The sequence below is a fragment of the Echinicola rosea genome (assembly GCF_005281475.1).
GTDB lineage: Bacteria > Bacteroidota > Bacteroidia > Cytophagales > Cyclobacteriaceae > Echinicola > Echinicola rosea.
Genome location: NZ_CP040106.1, coordinates 2,601,921 through 2,618,523 on the forward strand (window position 1 = coordinate 2,601,921; position 16,603 = coordinate 2,618,523).

General features: G+C 43.5%; 14 protein-coding genes. 5 read left to right on the top strand and 9 right to left on the bottom strand.

Features of this window, described 5'->3' with window-relative positions:
- The first annotated feature begins 67 nt into the window (after positions 1 to 67).
- Entirely contained in the window at positions 68 to 1,537 is a 1,470-nt protein-coding gene (locus FDP09_RS10450) for a DUF5687 family protein (RefSeq protein WP_137402618.1), read from the top strand.
- Positions 1,538 to 1,542: 5 nt separating this feature from the next.
- Positions 1,543 to 2,262, top strand: a complete 720-nt coding sequence (locus tag FDP09_RS10455) for an ABC transporter ATP-binding protein (RefSeq protein ID WP_137402619.1) — start codon at positions 1,543 to 1,545, stop codon at positions 2,260 to 2,262.
- 365 nt (positions 2,263 to 2,627) lie between these two features.
- Here the strand turns inward: FDP09_RS10455 and FDP09_RS10460 are convergent, their stop codons facing one another.
- Positions 2,628 to 4,682 carry a S9 family peptidase gene (locus FDP09_RS10460; protein WP_137402620.1) on the bottom strand — a complete coding sequence of 685 codons (2,055 nt, stop codon included), beginning with the start codon at positions 4,680 to 4,682 and terminating at the stop codon, positions 2,628 to 2,630.
- A 328-nt stretch (positions 4,683 to 5,010) separates the two neighbouring features.
- Between FDP09_RS10460 and mscL the strand changes: the two genes are divergently transcribed.
- Complete coding sequence (gene mscL / locus FDP09_RS10465; protein ID WP_137402621.1) at positions 5,011 to 5,427, top strand: large-conductance mechanosensitive channel protein MscL; 417 nt, start codon at positions 5,011 to 5,013, stop codon at positions 5,425 to 5,427.
- A 142-nt stretch (positions 5,428 to 5,569) separates the two neighbouring features.
- On the opposite strand, the gene FDP09_RS10470 is transcribed toward mscL, so the two are convergent.
- From FDP09_RS10470 to FDP09_RS10480, 3 genes are all read right to left on the bottom strand, one after another.
- Positions 5,570 to 7,648, bottom strand: coding sequence for a ComEA family DNA-binding protein (locus FDP09_RS10470; RefSeq protein ID WP_137402622.1), 2,079 nt, complete (start codon positions 7,646 to 7,648; stop codon positions 5,570 to 5,572).
- Complete coding sequence (locus FDP09_RS10475; RefSeq protein ID WP_137402623.1) at positions 7,645 to 8,472, bottom strand: PorV/PorQ family protein; 828 nt, start codon at positions 8,470 to 8,472, stop codon at positions 7,645 to 7,647. Before FDP09_RS10475 ends, FDP09_RS10470 begins: the two co-directional genes overlap by 4 nt.
- Positions 8,473 to 8,908: 436 nt before the next feature.
- A complete protein-coding gene (locus FDP09_RS10480; RefSeq protein WP_187328838.1) occupies positions 8,909 to 10,336 on the bottom strand; it encodes a BamA/TamA family outer membrane protein in 1,428 nt (475 codons plus the stop codon).
- Between the two features lie 110 nt (positions 10,337 to 10,446).
- Between FDP09_RS10480 and yidD the strand changes: the two genes are divergently transcribed.
- Positions 10,447 to 10,668, top strand: a complete 222-nt coding sequence (yidD, locus tag FDP09_RS10485) for a membrane protein insertion efficiency factor YidD (RefSeq protein WP_137402625.1) — start codon at positions 10,447 to 10,449, stop codon at positions 10,666 to 10,668.
- Here the strand turns inward: yidD and FDP09_RS10490 are convergent.
- The 5 genes from FDP09_RS10490 to FDP09_RS10510 all read right to left on the bottom strand — a co-directional run bounded on the left by FDP09_RS10490 (position 10,665) and on the right by FDP09_RS10510 (position 16,008).
- A complete protein-coding gene (locus FDP09_RS10490) occupies positions 10,665 to 11,768 on the bottom strand; it encodes a prolipoprotein diacylglyceryl transferase (RefSeq protein ID WP_137402626.1) in 1,104 nt (367 codons plus the stop codon). The genes yidD and FDP09_RS10490 overlap by 4 nt on opposite strands.
- Positions 11,769 to 11,800: 32 nt before the next feature.
- Entirely contained in the window at positions 11,801 to 13,654 is a 1,854-nt protein-coding gene (gene nadE, locus FDP09_RS10495) for an NAD(+) synthase (protein WP_137402627.1), read from the bottom strand.
- Between the two features lie 90 nt (positions 13,655 to 13,744).
- Positions 13,745 to 14,488, bottom strand: a complete 744-nt coding sequence (gene rnc / locus FDP09_RS10500; RefSeq protein ID WP_137402628.1) for a ribonuclease III — start codon at positions 14,486 to 14,488, stop codon at positions 13,745 to 13,747.
- Positions 14,489 to 14,495: 7 nt separating this feature from the next.
- On the bottom strand, positions 14,496 to 15,749 hold the full coding sequence (gene fabF, locus FDP09_RS10505) for a beta-ketoacyl-ACP synthase II (RefSeq protein ID WP_137402629.1): 1,254 nt from the start codon (positions 15,747 to 15,749) through the stop codon (positions 14,496 to 14,498).
- A 22-nt stretch (positions 15,750 to 15,771) separates the two neighbouring features.
- On the bottom strand, positions 15,772 to 16,008 hold the full coding sequence (locus FDP09_RS10510) for an acyl carrier protein (RefSeq protein WP_010855324.1): 237 nt from the start codon (positions 16,006 to 16,008) through the stop codon (positions 15,772 to 15,774).
- 151 nt (positions 16,009 to 16,159) lie between these two features.
- Between FDP09_RS10510 and FDP09_RS10515 the strand changes: the two genes are divergently transcribed.
- The gene (locus FDP09_RS10515) at positions 16,160 to 16,588 is read left to right on the top strand and encodes an IPExxxVDY family protein (RefSeq protein WP_137402630.1); all 429 of its coding nucleotides are present in this window, start codon (positions 16,160 to 16,162) and stop codon (positions 16,586 to 16,588) included.
- The last annotated feature ends 15 nt before the right edge of the window (positions 16,589 to 16,603 follow it).

Here is a 16,603-nt window from a genome sequence, read left to right on the forward strand (position 1 = left end):
TAGGTTCAGAAAACACTAAAGGCATTTGTTCATAAAACTGTATCAATACACCCAAAGGGTCTTGTCCATGATTAAACATCTTATAAAACTTCAATGGAAATCTTTCTTTAGGTCTGCTGCTTTTTCTTCCAATCTCGCCATTAAGATTCTGATGGGATTTGCAGCATTGTATATGATGCTAAGTTTCGGATTCTTGGGGGTGGCTTCATATTATATTATGGAAGAGATGGGGCTAAATGCCTTGGATACGGTGAACAGGCTGTTGGTTTATTATTTGATTATTGATCTGGTCATTAGGTATTTGCTTCAAAAAATGCCTGTCGTGCAGATAAAGCCATTGCTTTTCTTGCCCATTAAGAAATCGGCCATTGTTCAATATAGTATTTGGAAGACGGTGTTGTCTTTTTTTAATATTATCCACGCTTTTTTCTTTATCCCTTTTGCAGTGGTTTTGGTGATCAATGGATACGCGACCGTCTCTGTTGTCATGTGGCTAATGGGGATTTATGCCTTGATCATGGCAAATAATTTTATCAATATTTTTCTGAACGGGGTGGACGCTGTGCTCTATTCAGTTGCGGGGATATTGGCATGTTTGGGGGGGATGCATTATTATGGCGTGTTTGATATTTCGGTATATACCGGTCCTTTGTTTCAGTATCTTTATGAATTCCCCGGTGCTGCATTGATTCCACTGGGGCTAATGGTGGCCGTCTATTGGGTAGCATATAGGTATTTTAGGAAGCGGCTTTATATGGACGCGGGGCTTTCAAATAAGCTAAAAGAGGCCAAATCCGAAAACCTGGAGTGGCTTGATCGGTTTGGGAGTATTTCGGTGTTCTTGAAAAACGATATCAAACTTATCAAAAGAAACAAGCGCTCCAAGACTACCGTGCTCATGAGTGTCATGTTCCTTTTTTATGGCCTTTTGTTTTTCACAAATGCCATTGATGCATACGAGGGACCGGCATGGAGGATTTTTGCAGCACTTTTTGTGACGGGAGGCTTTCTGTTTAGCTTTGGCCAGTATGTGCCCAGCTGGGACAGTTCCTACTATCCCTTGATGATGAGTCAAAACGTCCGCTACCGGGATTACCTCAATGCTAAATGGTGGCTGATGGTAATGGCCACGGTGGTTTCTACGATTTTGGCTTCTTTCTATGCGTATTTTGGATGGGAGGTTTACTTGGCCATATTGGTAGCTGGGCTATACAATGTAGGCGTCAATTGCTACATGGTTTTGTGGGGAGGTGTATATGTGAGGACTCCCATTGACCTTTCCAGCAATAAAGGGGCTTTTGGCAGTTCCCAGGCATTTAATGCCAAAACCTTATTGCTAACCATTCCCAAGATGATCGTTCCAATGATCCTTTATGTCATTGGACATATGGTAAAGGGACCTTACCTGGGGTACCTTTTCGTAGCGATAGTGGCCGTTCTCGGGTTTGCATTTAAAGAAAGGGTGTTCAATTTAATTGAGAAAAATTATAAAACGGAGAAATACAAGACCATAGCTGCTTATAAGCAAAAAAGCTAGTGATTATGATAAATATAGAAAATCTATCAAAAAAATACGGGAAAGATACTGTACTGGATATCGACGCAATGGAAATTCCCTCAGGGGAGATTTTTGGCCTCGTAGGAAACAATGGTGCGGGGAAGACCACACTTTTTAGTTTGCTTTTGGATCTTATCATGCCCAGTTCTGGAAAGGTGCTGAACAATGGGATTCAAGTAAACACCAGCGAGGACTGGAAGCCGCTTACCGCAGCGTTTATCGATGAAACTTTTTTGATCGGGTACCTGACGCCAGAAGAGTATTTTTATTTCATCGGGGAGTTGCGCGGGATGAACAAGCAGGATGTCAGTGAGTTTCTGGTGCCTTTTGAGGATTTCTTTGATGGAGAAATCCTTAGAGGGAAAAAATATCTTCGGGATCTTTCAAAGGGAAATCAAAAGAAAGTGGGGATCGTTGCTTCATTTCTGGGGAATCCAAAAGTGATTATCCTTGACGAGCCCTTTGCCAATCTAGATCCCACCACTCAAATTAGGCTCAAAAAAATTATTGTCAAATACAAGGACATGGATGAAGTGACCTTGTTGATCAGTAGTCATGATTTGCTGCATGTGACGGAAGTTTGTCAACGCATCGTAGTGCTTGATAAAGGCAAAGTGGTGCGGGATACCAAAACATCAGAGGCTACCCTTAAGGAATTGGAAGGTTTTTTCGCGGAAGAAATCCAGTCCACAGAAGGGAATTAAGAGAGGTTATTGGCGATCGACCATGAGTGCGAATAGCATAAGAGCCTCAATGACCATTGACCCAATCAATCAATGTCGTTTAGTTAAAGAGATTTTCCAATACGGATCGTCCATTGAGAAAATTATGGTTTTAATCCATGGCCTTTTTTAAACAAAGGTAAAGAGATGAAAACCATCTTGGAATTTAACATGAAAAATAATTAAACCAATATTTCCAGATACACGCTAACTAAACGACATTGCCTAATCAATCCAATAACCTCCCCTTGAGACACACGGTACAATCGATCTTCTTACAATATACCAATTGTCAAACGGTCTTGTATTAGAGGACTTTCCTGGGGGGGGGGGGGGGTTACAGTGTTTTATGTTTGTGCTGCGAGATCTATTAAGAAGGCATAGTCCATGGCCGTTTCTTTTAAAGCATGAAACCTCCCCGAAGCACCTCCATGTCCTGCGTCCATATTGGTGTAAAGTAAGAGCAGGTTTTTGTCTGTTTTTTTATCCCTTAGCTTGGCCACCCATTTGGTAGGTTCCCAGTATTGGACTTGGCTGTCATGTAGTCCGGAGGTGACCAGTAGGTGAGGGTAGTCTTTGCTTTCCACATTGTCATAAGGCGAATAAGCAAGCATATAGTCATAATAGTCCTTGCTTTTAGGATTTCCCCATTCGTCAAATTCACCCGTGGTCAGCGGAATGCTCTCATCCAGCATAGTGGTCACCACATCCACAAACGGTACGGCGGCGATGACACCTTGGTACAGCTCGGGGCGCATATTGATGACCGTACCCATCAACATTCCCCCAGCACTACCGCCCATGGCGAAAAGCTTCTTCGAAGAGGTGTACCTTTCATTGATCAGGTGCTCGGAACAGGCGATAAAGTCCGTGAAGGTGTTTTGCTTTTTGAGCATTTTTCCATCATCATACCAGTGTCTTCCCATTTCCTGTCCACCACGGATGTGGGCGATGGCAAAGACAAAACCCCTGTCGAGAAGGCTGAGACGGTTTGAGCTGAACACGGCATCGGTGCTGAATCCATAAGAGCCATATGCATACTGTAGCAATGGATTGGAACCATCTTTTTTGAAAGTGTCCATTTTGTAAACGAGTGAAATAGGGACTCTTGTGCCATCTGGGGCAATGGCCCAGGTTCTCTCGGATTGGTATTGGGAAGGATCATAGCCCCCCTGAATTTCTTGCTGTTTCAGTAGTTCTTTTTCACGCACTTCCATGTCATAGTCATAAGTGGAAGAAGGAGTGGTCAAGGAATTGTAGCCAAATCGTAAAGAAGTAGTGTCAAATTGTGGGTTGTAACCTAGCCAAGCGGTATAGGTGGGATCGTCAAAAGTGATATAGTGACTTTCCGTACCGTCCCACGGCATGATTTGTATTTTTGTCAGTCCATTTGTACGTTCTTCGAGTACCAGATACTGTTTGAATACCTCAAATCCCTCCAACAGCGTATCCTGATGATGAGGGACCACGTCTTGCCAGTGTTCTTTTTGTGGATTCGCGACAGGGGTTTTGACCAATTTGTAATTGCTGGCCTTTTGATGGTTGGTAAGGATCAAGAAGTGATCCTCAAAGTGTTCCACACTGTACTCCAGATCACGCTCTCGTTCTTGTATGAGCTGGAAAGATGAGGTCGGTTGATGAGCGTCCAAGTAGCGGGTTTCTGAGGAAACGGTACTTTCGCTGACGATGAAGACAAAATCTTTGGATTTGGATTTGGCGACATGACAGGTGAACGTTTCATCGGCTTCTTCATAAACTAAAATATCCTCTTCCTGTGGCGTTCCCAATGTATGTCTGTAAACCTGAAAAGCCCTTAGTGTGTTGGGGTCCTGTTTGGAGTAAAAGAGGGTTTTGTTGTCATTTGCCCAGACCATGTTGCCTGTGACCTCGGTGATTTCATCTGTTAGGATCGTATCGGTGCTGAGGTCCTTTACCTTGATGGTATATATTCTCCTGCCGATATTATCTTCAGCGTGTGCAAGCAATTGTTGATCATAAGAAAGGGTAATTGCATTGACGTTAAAGTATTCGTGCCCTTCTGCTATTTGGTTTACATCCAAGAGCACCTCTTCACGGTTTTGTAGAGCGTCCTTTTTTCTGCAAAAAACAGGGTATTCACCACCTTTTACAAATTTGGTGTAGTAAAAATAACCATCTCTATAGTAGGGAACACTTTCGTCATCCTCTTTGATGCGGTTTTTCATCTCCAGATAGAGCTTCTCCTGTAGTGGCTCCGTATGCGCTAAATTGGCTTTTAGAAAATCATTTTCCTTGTTGAGGTATTGAATGACTTCAGGGTTTTCCCTGTCATTCATCCAATAATAAGGATCGATTCGGGTATGGTTATGGTAAGTGATTTCCTGTATTTTAATGGGAGCCTTGGGGGCTTCTACTCTTTTCATAAGTAACGTTTCGCTTTTCAAATTGAACTCCTGCAAATTTACAGTCTGCCAAAAAAGAAACCTATGGATCCTTTAAATTGATTGAAAAGAATAGGACAGCAATGATGGTTTGCGGGCACTTAATAAGTTTAGTAGTTACTGCCGGTTTAAGGATGGGTGTTTTCAATGTTGATAATAGGGTATGGGCAGTTAGGGAAGTGTGCTAAAAGTCCAAATATATTGGGCATTGGTTTACGAGCAATAAAGTTGATGGGTATGAAATTAAATATTTAAATAATGTATAATTGGCAAAATAAATTATATTTATAAGTTTTTAAAGATATTTAATATGGGTATTATTCAAGAGTTTAAAAAGTTTGCCCTAAGGGGGAATGTGGTTGACCTTGCTGTAGCGGTCATCATTGGAGGTGCATTTGGTAAAATCGTCACCTCTTTGGTCAATGACGTGGTCATGCCACCGATTGGATTGGCTCTTGGCGGAGTCAATTTCAAGGAACTGATGGTGGTTCTTAAGGAGCCTTCTGTGACTGCTGATGGAATAGAAGTGGCGGCAGTAGCAATCAAGTACGGTGCATTTATCAATACTATTGTTGATTTTGTGATCATTGCTTTTGTGATCTTTATGGCTATTCGCACCATGAACAAACTAAAGAAGAAAGAAGAAGCGAAACCAACTCCTCCTCCGGCTCCTTCAAAAGAGGAACTGTTGCTTGCTGAAATCAGGGATATCCTGAAGGAAAAATAGTGGCAAAGTTCCTACAATGAATTATGATCACGCTGCTGGATAAGCAATGGCAGCGTGATTGATTTTTTCCATTTACGCTATAGCCTTCAGCAGACTTATTGGCGATCGAATTTGTTGTGCTGCGATTTCTGTGGCTTCAGGTTTATCGGTTAAATTGATAGCGGACCTGAAATGTCAGCTCGCTTAGGTGAGTGCCCTTTACCTCTTGAAGCCCACTGCTGATGGTATTACGGTCGGTATAGCTCGTCCTTGCCCAGCGGAGCCAAAAGCTCAATTTTCTTATTGGCTTAAATTGGGTAAGCAGGTAGTAGCGCATCCCCTGGCCATAGTAACTGGGGATGGAAAATGCCCAAAGCACATTTTTTTCATATACATACTGTCGGTTATCATAATCGTCGGTGTCAAAAAGGGCAATCCTGCCACTCCATTTCCATTTTTTGTATTCGAAGTTCAGGTCTTGGACAATGGTATAGCCTTTTGTGAGTTTTTGATTGTAGTCAAAAGTGCTCATTTGGATCCTGGAGCGTATGGAGAAATATTCATTGATTTCTACGTCCAGGTTAAGCAGGTAATTGTATTTTTTTCCTGTTTGGATTTGATAGGTGGCAAGATCATTTTGAGCTGCGGTGACGTTGCGGTCCTTTACTTCCTCTCGCACCTGAAGGTATAGCTCCATTGATTTTTTTGGTCGGTAGCTAATGCGCTGGAGCCACTCATGACCAGATGAAGGAGCATATACGCGGTACCTCATCCATGGAAATTTAAATTGATCGTAATAGCCACTCCACTGAAGCTTTTTAGTGGGGTGATAGCTTAAGCCGAGGTAGATGCCTTTTTCATTGATCGGCCGTGAGGCTTCACCAAAGGCATTGCCATAGAAGCTATGAAAGTTACGGTCATAATTTCTGATGTGCAGTACCAAATCCAACTGCTTGCTGAGGCTGCTCATGATCCCCGCCACATAAGCAACTCCCTTACTCTTCGATATGGCTGTTTCTCCAAAGAAGAAGTGGTTTTGATGGTTATAGGAAAAGTACGCACTGTGGAGGTGGTTCATTTTGCCCCTGAATTCAAACCCATTGTAGTTCCGAAGATCCCGGTTATAGGGCAATTCAAACCGCGTCAACAAGCTGTTGAGGCCTATTTGTAGGTTGCGGTCTTTGGACGAATAATTAAGGTTGATGCCTACATCCTTTTCGTTTGCAGCGGCTTTTCTACTTATTTCGGATGCAGTCCTGTGGTAGCCACTTGATGGGAGTGAGGTGATGTGATGGAGTATGGCAGAGGTGTCGATATTGGCATCTCTGGATGCAGAAGAGACCATGACGGATCCTTCAAATCGTCCTTTTTGGTAGGTGGCGGAGATGCCTCTGAAATACCCCGATTCCATGGAGGAGGTGTAGGGCTTGATGCCAGTAGAGCTTCTTCGTGTAGTGGTAATGGTTTCTGCACCTTTTCCTACCGAAAAGCCCGCACCGAAGACCAATCCTTGGCCATATTGGGCTTGGTAATCTCCTACCGTGATTTGCTTCCAGTGGCCTTTATCATAGAGGGTAAAGTGGTAGCTCAGAAAATTAAAGCCATACCTCCGGGATCCTGGATCCCAAATAAACATTTCGCCGGCATCCCGATCCATAGTGATGCCAAAACTAAAGTCCCCGCTGTGCTGGCTTCTCATTCTCAGGTACTGTGTACCAGGAGGCCCTTGGTATCTACTGGTGAGGGATCCGTTTTTTAATGTATCCGGTGGCGTAAAGCCTTTTCGCTTTTCCAGGTATATGCGATGCCTGTATATAACGTAGGCCGTTTGCTCACTCAAAATCCTCTTGGGCAGTTTATGGGCGTACTTTTCCGGCGTTTTCTCCAAGGTGACAAAAGGGTCGAGCTTTCTGATTGTCTCCACATCAAATGACGGAATGGCCTGGAGCTCGTGAATGGACAGGAATTGGCCATAAATCCTGCGATATTTGAAAAAATTGCTCACCTGAAGTGGTGTCAGAATGTAAAGTGACTGTAGGTCATCTGGGGAGCAGCGGTTAAGGTCAATAGGATTGAGGTAACGCTGAAGAAGATTCTCATATAGCTGCTCATAGTCTAGGTTTTCCTCTTGGAGTGAAAACAGTTCCTCTGCAAATGCCTCCACATCAAAGTCAGTCTGTGCCTTTGTCTTTTCGCCGCAGACAAGGATAATGGATAAAAGTAAAATTCGACAGGTTTTCATGGCGATGCAAACGTATAATTCAAAGAAACGTGATGCGTGAAACCTAACTGGTTGTTTTGGGCGACTGCATAGTCAAATCGGAATTGCTTCGGTTTGAAACCGATGCCAAAGTGGAAATTGGATGGATTGGTTCGAATGCCGCATCTGGCCCAAAAGCGATTGATAAAGTTATATTCCATTCCTATTTTGGCGAAAGGCGGCAGTAGAATGTCCTTTTCAGCTTCCATGGTGATAAGCAGTTTTTTCGAAGGTTTATAAGACAATCCGGCCTTTATGATGGTCGGGAGGTAATCTTGGGAGTCACGGCTCAGTTGGCTTCTGGTAAAATTATAGACGTGGGCTCCAAAAATTAGCTTTGGTCCAAGTACTGCAGTACCTCCAAACTCCATTATAGGAGCCCCGGTTCTTCCATATCCAGCGATGTTGGTCTGGAGGTAGGTGGCTTTGATGCCAAAACTGGCGATCCCCATCTGGTGAGCGTAGCCAATTCCTGCTGCTTGCTGATTAAATAATTCGCCACCGTAATGGGATAGCCCAATACCGAAGTTGCCCTTGTCTGTGGCAATGACGGCGCCTGCTCCTAAGGTGGTCAGCTCATTGAGTCCTAACCGGTGGTCATAGCCTAATACCGCTGTAGAGGTTGACATTCTTCCCATAGCTCCTGGGTTGTTAAAGACACTCCAAGCGTCTGCCAATGTCACATGGGCATTTGCCATTCCGTAACTTCTGGCGCCTTTCGCAAAAATCTCAGAACCATTCTGGCCATAACTGCAATATGGTGCAATAAGGATTAAATACGAAAAAGCATTTAAAATAAACTTCATATTAGTATAAATAAACAGTTAAAAAATGTCTTTGAATTAAACTATTAAAAATCCTGGAAAAATAAAAATTCTTTCTTTAAAGCGAAGAAATCGCTTTTACCCCCAAGAGGCTATTTAATTTCAGGCAAAAGTAGTCAGCCCGAGCGGAGTCAAGGTCCAACGTCTAACCTTAGACGCTACCTGGTGGAAAGACCATTGCCGTCAGTATAAGCCATTAGCAACACACCAGCTATCACAAATAAATGTACTTAGCTGTTCGGGATGTGTATGTTCGGGGTTTAAAATCCCCTACGCCATTTGTAAAGAGCACAATTATCAATAAGGATATAGAATTTCAGCAACTTACGTACGTTAGCCTGACAGCTATGGGAGGATAGACAGGTCCGCTCAGGCTGATATCTCTTTTCTAATAGTTTCAAAGTGATACCCCTGTTCTTTAAAGCGGGGCCTTAATATTGATAAAAAAACTTCCTACCTGTTGGCTGTTGACAGAGTATTCAAATCGAATAACTTGGTCATAAAAAGTGATCAAATCTAGCCCCAGTCCATATCCATAAAGGTAGGTATTGGTAAGTGCGGCATTTTCGGGGATGTGGTTGCGATCGTTGACGTAGCCATGGTCAAAATTGGCACTGAGGTAAGCCCTGATCGGGAAGGTGTTGAATTCCTCAATTGGGATCAGCTTAGAGATATCATAAGCCACATCCAGCAGTTTATACCTAAAGCTGTTTTTGTGGATGAAGGTTTGCTGGCCTTCGATCACGTTAATTTCATACCCCCGTATAAAATCAGGAGCATAGCCAATTCCACGAACCAAGGTATAGGGCTGCCTGGAGCTGAGGTAGCTGGATACAGAAATACCCGTCACGAAGTGCGTTTTATCGCTAAATCTAAAATACTTATTGGCAATCAAGGAGATCTCCGTTTCATTGACGTCATCGTTGGTGAAAAGCCCGTACCTTGTGACGCCGACATTGATAAGTTCGCCCTGTGTGGCATAAGCGATATTGTCCCTGCGGTCGTGCTTGAAGTTATAGGAGGCGTAGAAGTATTTTTGCCTTGTGCTGTCGTTGAGAAAATAATTTGGATTCTGGGTCAGTACGTCTTCATGGACCTTAGTATTACTAAAACCTATGGTGAGGTAATTGAAATTATAGAAATTGCCCCTGTATGTATATTGTAGGCTGGCGCCCAGGTTTTTACGAAGGATTTCCTCGTTTTCATTGGTGTAAAAAACCTGTTTGTTTTGAGCTGATTTTACAGCTATGGTTTTATTGGTGTTATAGTTGATCCTGAAGGCAAGGCCATGCTCCTGCTCCTTATCGATATAAGGAATGCTGTATATGAGATCAAATGCTTGGGTAAATCCTAGCTGTCCCATGACGCGCAGTTTTTCATTTCGTCCACCGACGTTGTTATGATTGAGCTTCAGTCCGTAATTTACCCTGGAGAGGTCCCGGTTTTGATTGATCCACCATTCTGAGAAATTCCGGTCGGCCAAGTCAAATATAATGCTCGGGATTACATACCAGCGTTCTTTTACGGATACCAATAGTTCTACTTCCTCGTCTTCTACAAAGAGAGGGGTGATTTCTACTGAGGTAAATAATTGAAGGTTGTATATCCGTTGTTGATCTGTTTTTAGGATGCGTAAAAATTCTTCCCAGTCATATACTATTCCCGGAGCCACGTTCATCTCCCTTAGGATGATGTTTTTGCGGGTTTTTTCATTTCCGATGATAAAGACATTGTTGACGGAGACTTGCTTGGGGATCTTTAAGGCTGTGGTATCTTGGGGGACAGTTTCAGGAGTTTGTGCCAGGGTCGTGTGCTTATTTATCAAGACCAAGCAGATAAGCGCCATAAGCAAGTAAAGGCTTTTGATGTATCTTTGCGGTATTGATAAACGATATTGTTTCACGCAGTGGAACTTTGTTTAATGTTTCAGCCTTTTATTACCAAATGAACTAAATCTTGAAAACTATTTTAAGAAAAATAGCCGTTTTTCCAGTGTTGTTTTATCAGTACTTGATTTCGCCAATGTTTCCTGGAGCTTGTAGGTACACCCCCACTTGTAGCCAATATACGAAAGAGGCTATTCTCAAGCACGGAATAATCAAAGGAGGCTGGCTAGCGATCAAGCGCATTGCCAGCTGTCATCCATGGGGTGGCCATGGCCATGACCCCGTTCCTTAATCGGTTTGAGTTGGGTTGCCTATTTTTAGTGCTCGTATTACCAGTACAATGCCTCCCAATACCAACGGGATGCTTAGTGTTTGCCCCATGTTCAAGGTCAGGTTTTCTTCAAAGTCCACTTGGTTTTCTTTGAAAAACTCCCAAACGAAACGCATACCAAAGACAGTGATCAAGAACAGGCCAAGCAGTAGTCCGTCAGGAAGCTTTTCCCTGTATTTGTGCCATAGGGCATACAGCAATATGAAAATAGCAAAATAGGAAAGTGACTCATAGATCTGTGTGGGATGTTTGGTCAGGCCGAATGTACGGACTGTAGCCAGATAATGGTCTCCTTCATCCTTTAAATCATAATCCAAAGGGGTGTTTTCGGGCTCTGCCATGTACTTTTCAGCACTGTTAAATTTGGTGAGGACGTATTTTACGTCATTTTCCAAGGTTCTTCTCAAGTCCACTTCTTGGTAATTTCCCTTTTTGATTTCAATGTCGATATTTACAGGGACATGTCCATTGCCCTGCAGCTCTCCAGAGCGGTCATCCGGTTTATAGGCAGAAACATGCTCGACGGGTACATTCAGGGTTTCCAGGATTTCTTCTATGCTATGGGCATAGACGAAGCCATTGTCAGTACCGGTAGGTTTACCGCCGATCTCAGAATTCATCAGGTTACCAAATCTGATCAGTGCCCCTGTCATGGCCACTACGATGACAATCCTGTCCACCACCCAAAGGTAGCGTTGCTTTGGCGTATTGCGCACATAAAGCCAGAGGGCTATCAATATGGCAATGGCGGCACCATGGCTGGCAAGTCCACCTTCCCATACTTTGAGGATCTCGATGGGGTTGCTAAGGTATTTTTCGGGTTCATAAAACAGCACATGGCCCAATCGTGCACCTATGATGGTCGCCAAGACCATATAAATGGTGAGCTTGTCCACCAGCCTTTCATCATGACCTTCTTTTTTGAAAATATAAATGACGATTTGTTGCGAAATGATAAAGCCAAGTGCAAATAACAGGCTATACCATCTGATCCTGTCAAAACCTGGAAAAACAGCCGGGTTAGGGCTCCAGACTACGTAATCTAAAATTGTGCTGATCATTGGTCTAGTTAATTTCTGCTAAGATAGTTTTATTATTCGTCTAATTGATCCAGTTCATGTAATTCTTCTGTAAAGCCCCCTGACAGTATCGGAAATCTACACCATGTCTTGGGATCCACATTGAAGTCGTCCAAATGGAAGGAAGGTGCCAAGCGCTCTCGTTTCCACTGATTCCTGGACCATAGCCGGAAGAATTTATGGATGTAAATTTTTAATTGAACGGGCGATATGTCAAGTTCTTGTTTTAGGATCAGGTAAATGTCAGCAGGTTTTCTGCGGTCTCGAATGGCTAAGCGTTCGATTTCGACAATGACCGGATAGGGCATCAGGTCTTGTTCATCCGTTTGATGTTGCTCTTGTGGTCGCAGTTCGGCAGTAGGTTGAAGGGAATTTACCTTTCGGAGTCCTTTGTATCCCAGCTCCTCCTCGGCCCATCTCAGCCACTGAAGGATAAAATCCTTGTCCACTGCAGCAATAGGGGAAATACTTCCGCTGGTGTCCCCGTCCATGGTGGCATACCCTACATCTCCTTCGCTCCTGTTTGAGGTGGCAAGGAGAAGGGCGTTGTTCAGGTTGGCGAGCATCCAGATGATGGGGGCTCGTACCCTGGCTTGGATATTTTGTAGGGTGATATCATCTTGGCTCCACGTGAGCTTTCTGTCAATGGCATTTTCTATTTTTTGGGTATAAGAACTTACCTCTTCACTGATTTTCCAGTCATAAAAGGTGGCCCCAAGGCTTTCTGCCAAGCTCCGCGCACTGGCCAACGTGTCATCTGAAGAGTTTTCGGAACCTTGGTAGGCGGTAGTCAATATGTGCTTTACAACCGACTTTATCGGGGTGCTTTCATCTACGGAGATGCTTAAATGGCTCCGTTTTAGAAAATTGTCCAGCCCTAATTCGCTTATTCCTCTTCTGACCATTTCTGCCACCAAGGTAGCAATTGATGAAGAATCAGCACCTCCGCTGAGTGAAAGCACGAACCCTGTACTGCGACTTTTTCGCATATAATCGAACAAGGCCAAACAAACTGCGGCGGTAAATTCCTCGTTCTTGTTGTGCGATGAATCTATTTTTGGTGCCGGGACAGGTGACGTTGAAAAGTCAATCCCATAGATTTGGTAAGACTTATAAGAAAGCAATTTGTTTTTAATGAGCAATTTGCCGTTTTGGGCGAAAAGTATTTCTCCGTCAAAGATCATCCTTCCAGCCTCATTCCCCAACAAGTTGACATAAAAGTAGGCTGCATTCAGCGAAGCACTGCTTTCGGTGACAAGTTCTTCTCTATGTGCGCTTTTTCCCATGGCAAAGTGACTGGCGCTTGGATTGAATATAAGGTCCACATTGCGGTCCTTTAGGCGGTGGCCAGGACGAAGATCCCCTCTCCATGCATCTTCACAAATTTCAAATCCATAAGTAATCCCTTTTTTGTTGAAAACAATGTCCCCAAAGGGAATACTCCTGCCATAAAAGTCCAACGAACCGATTTTTCCAGCTTCCCAAGGGGTGAACCATCGAAATTCATAATGCACTCCATCGATGGCCAAGAATTGTTTGGCCATTATCCCTGAGACTTTTCCATCATCAAGCACGGCCGTACAATTATATAGTAGCTCTCCTATTCTTACGGGTAAGCCAATACAGACCGTCATATCCTTGGTGAAGGGGAGGAGTTTTTTGAGCTGTCCAAGGGCTTTCTCAGGGTACCACCTACTTAGAAAGAGGTCTTCGCTACCATAGCCTGTGACGGCAAGTTCTGGAAAGCACAGCAGTTCGATTCCTGCTGCCTTGGCCTCTGTAATGGCATCAGAGATATTTTTAAGGTTGCCTTCCCAATCAAGGGGAGTCTGATTGACAGTGGCCCCACCTATTTTCAAAATTGACATATCGCAAGGTGAATTTTAAGTTAACCTTCCTTCAGACATAAGATGGAAGGCCGCTTAATACCGATTAACACAATGGGCAAATATAGGGTACTATAGGGCCAATTTTAGTTTTTCGCAGGCATTTTTTGCAGCTTCCTGCTCTGCTTTCTTTTTTGTAGGGCCTTTTCCCTCGGTAAAAACCTCCTTCTCGATCAATAAATCTATGGTGAATTCTTTAAAGCGCTGAGAGCCGGTTACCGATTGAAGGGTGAATTCCACCTCCTTATTTTCCCGTTGGGACCATTCTATGATCTTGCTTTTGAAATTGGTGATCGTAGTGATGATATTCTCAAGGTCAAAATATGGGGATAGGATTCTGGAAAGGATGAATTTCCTGCAAAAGTCATAGCCTCTGTCCAGATAGACTGCGCCCACCAAAGCTTCCAAGGTATCACCGTAGATGGATTTGTGGGTGTAAAGCCCTTTGTCCGAGAGGTCCGATTCGACGATATTGGAAAGGCCGATTTTCTGTCCTACCCGGTTTAGGGATTCCCTGTTTACGATTCTGGAGCGGGTTTCGGTAAGGAAACCTTCGTCCCGGTAGGGGAATTTGATAAAAAGGTGTTCGGCTACTACTGCACCGAGGACGGCATCGCCGAGAAATTCCAATCGCTCATTAGAAACTTTTATGCCTTGCCTGATTTCCTCTGCTGCTGAGGAATGTCGGACGGCGAGCTTATAAAGCGACAAATTCAAAGGCTTGCTGCCTACCATTAACTTGATGGCAGCAGCAAGCCTTTTATCTTTTTTATTATAAAGTAGTTCGTGTAATCTGAGTCTTCGAAATATTTTCAAGGTCGGTTTACTCAGTTATTTTTTTGAAAATGACAGAGGCATTATGTCCGCCAAATCCAAAGGTATTACTCAAAGCTACATTTACTTCCCGCTCCTGGGCTTTGTTGAAAGTCAAGTTCAGCTTTTCATCAAACGCTTCGTCTTTGGTGAAGTGGTTGATCGTCGGCGGTACCAAGTCATGGTTAATGGCCATGATAGAAGCGATGGCCTCAATGGCACCGGCGGCACCAAGAAGGTGTCCTGTCATGGATTTGGTACTGCTGATATTGAGGTTGTAAGCATGGTCACCAAAGATCCGCTGTATGGCTTTGATTTCACTTACGTCTCCCAATGGAGTGGAGGTACCGTGTACATTGATGTAATCGACCTCTTCCGGTTTTATTCCGGCATCTTCCAGTGCAAACTTCATCACATTGCCAGCGCCTACTCCTTCAGGGTGTGGTGCTGTGATATGGTGAGCGTCTGCGGACATGCCGCTACCGATGATCTCCGCATAGATTTTGGCTCCACGTGCTTTTGCGTGTTCATATTCTTCCAGGATAATGGCTCCAGCGCCTTCACCGAGGACAAAACCGTCACGGTCTTTGTCAAACGGTCGGGAAGCGGTTTCTGGATCATCATTACGTTGGGAAAGTGCTTTTAGCGCATTGAATCCACCAACACCTGCCTCTGTGACAGCAGCTTCAGAACCTCCGGAAACAAAAACATTGGCCTTGCCCAGCCGGATGTAATTGTAGGCATCAATCAGGGCATTTGTGCCAGAAGCACATGCGGATACCGTCACAAAGTTGGGACCTTGAAGGCCATACTTCATGGAGATAAATCCTGCACTGATGTCAGCGATCATTTTGGGAATAAAGAACGGGTTGAAACGAGGCGTTCCATCACCAGTAGCAAAACTGACTACTTCGTCCTGAAAAGTCTTCAAGCCCCCAATGCCAGAACCCCAGATCACACCGGCCTTACTAAGGTCTATCTTATCAAGGTCCAGTCCGGAGTCTTTCATGGCTTCCTCAGATGCGATAACGGCATACTGGGTGAAAGGATCCATTTTCCGGGCTTCTTTTCTATCAATAAATTGCTCGATGTCGAGGCCTTTGACCTCGCAAGCAAATTGAGTTTTGAATTTTGAGGCGTCGAATCTCGTAATAGGAGCAGCACCACTTACCCCATTAGCTAGCCCCTTCCAGTATTCTGGAACGGTGTTTCCCAATGGCGTAAGGGCGCCTAAACCTGTTACTACAACTCTTTTTAAATTCATAAATGAATTTTGAGAAGTTAAATTATTTTACGTTTGCTTCCAGGTAGCTTACTGCTTGACCTACGGTGCCGATCTGCTCAGCTTGGTCATCTGGAATAGAAATGTTGAATTCTTTTTCGAATTCCATGATAAGCTCAACCGTATCCAAAGAGTCAGCGCCAAGATCATTAGTGAAGCTTGCTTCAGGAGTTACTTCAGATTCTTCTACGCCTAACTTATCCACGATAATGGCTTTTACTTTTTGTGCAATTTCAGACATTTTGTGATTAGTTTAGTTAAAACACTCCGCAAAGAAATATATTTAATACCTTAATGTCAAAAAAAACCGATAACTAAATTTAAGATATTCCGGTGAAACATTGAAGTTGAGCAATTATTTTTAATTTTGTTCTTTTAAAAACCCTCCCTTCATGAGGAAAACAAAACTCCAGGTAGAACATGATTATGATTTTGATCTTTTGGGTCTGGTAGCTCCATTGAAGGACTACAAGATGGCTTGGGTGGTCAATAGTTTTCTGGGAATCAGGATGATAAAGATCGAGGATTTTAAATTGGAGTTTCTGAATCAGCCCAAGTTGGAGATTTCCAGGTACATTTTGGAAAAAGATCACGGGTATATTCAGTTATTAAAGAACCGTTCTTTTTCAGATTCGGGACAAACGCTGTATCTTGTGCCGGAATTAAAGATTATGGATTATTTTCTCCTTCTACAGGATTTCACCCAGGAGACTAACCTTAATCATTGTATTGGGCAGCTTTCTGAGAGTAGCTATGTACAGAATATAGTTAAGTTGGATGTGAGCAAATTAAAATCAAAAGAGAACCTATTAACCTATTAAATATAATAATATACA

Bases quoted from the DNA above. Each gene is read 5' to 3' on its own strand.
- FDP09_RS10460 (WP_137402620.1), bottom strand. From the start codon at position 4,682: ATGAAAAGAGTAGAAGCCCCCAAGGCTCCCATTAAAATACAGGAAATC.
- FDP09_RS10480 (WP_187328838.1), bottom strand. From the start codon at position 10,336: ATGGCGCTTATCTGCTTGGTCTTGATAAATAAGCACACGACCCTGGCA.
- mscL (WP_137402621.1), top strand. From the start codon at position 5,011: ATGGGTATTATTCAAGAGTTTAAAAAGTTTGCCCTAAGGGGGAATGTG.
- fabF (WP_137402629.1), bottom strand. From the start codon at position 15,749: ATGAATTTAAAAAGAGTTGTAGTAACAGGTTTAGGCGCCCTTACGCCA.
- FDP09_RS10510 (WP_010855324.1), bottom strand. From the start codon at position 16,008: ATGTCTGAAATTGCACAAAAAGTAAAAGCCATTATCGTGGATAAGTTA.
- nadE (WP_137402627.1), bottom strand. From the start codon at position 13,654: ATGTCAATTTTGAAAATAGGTGGGGCCACTGTCAATCAGACTCCCCTT.
- FDP09_RS10475 (WP_137402623.1), bottom strand. From the start codon at position 8,472: ATGAAGTTTATTTTAAATGCTTTTTCGTATTTAATCCTTATTGCACCA.
- FDP09_RS10490 (WP_137402626.1), bottom strand. From the start codon at position 11,768: ATGATCAGCACAATTTTAGATTACGTAGTCTGGAGCCCTAACCCGGCT.
- FDP09_RS10450 (WP_137402618.1), top strand. From the start codon at position 68: ATGATTAAACATCTTATAAAACTTCAATGGAAATCTTTCTTTAGGTCT.
- FDP09_RS10455 (WP_137402619.1), top strand. From the start codon at position 1,543: ATGATAAATATAGAAAATCTATCAAAAAAATACGGGAAAGATACTGTA.
- FDP09_RS10515 (WP_137402630.1), top strand. From the start codon at position 16,160: ATGAGGAAAACAAAACTCCAGGTAGAACATGATTATGATTTTGATCTT.
- FDP09_RS10470 (WP_137402622.1), bottom strand. From the start codon at position 7,648: ATGAAAACCTGTCGAATTTTACTTTTATCCATTATCCTTGTCTGCGGC.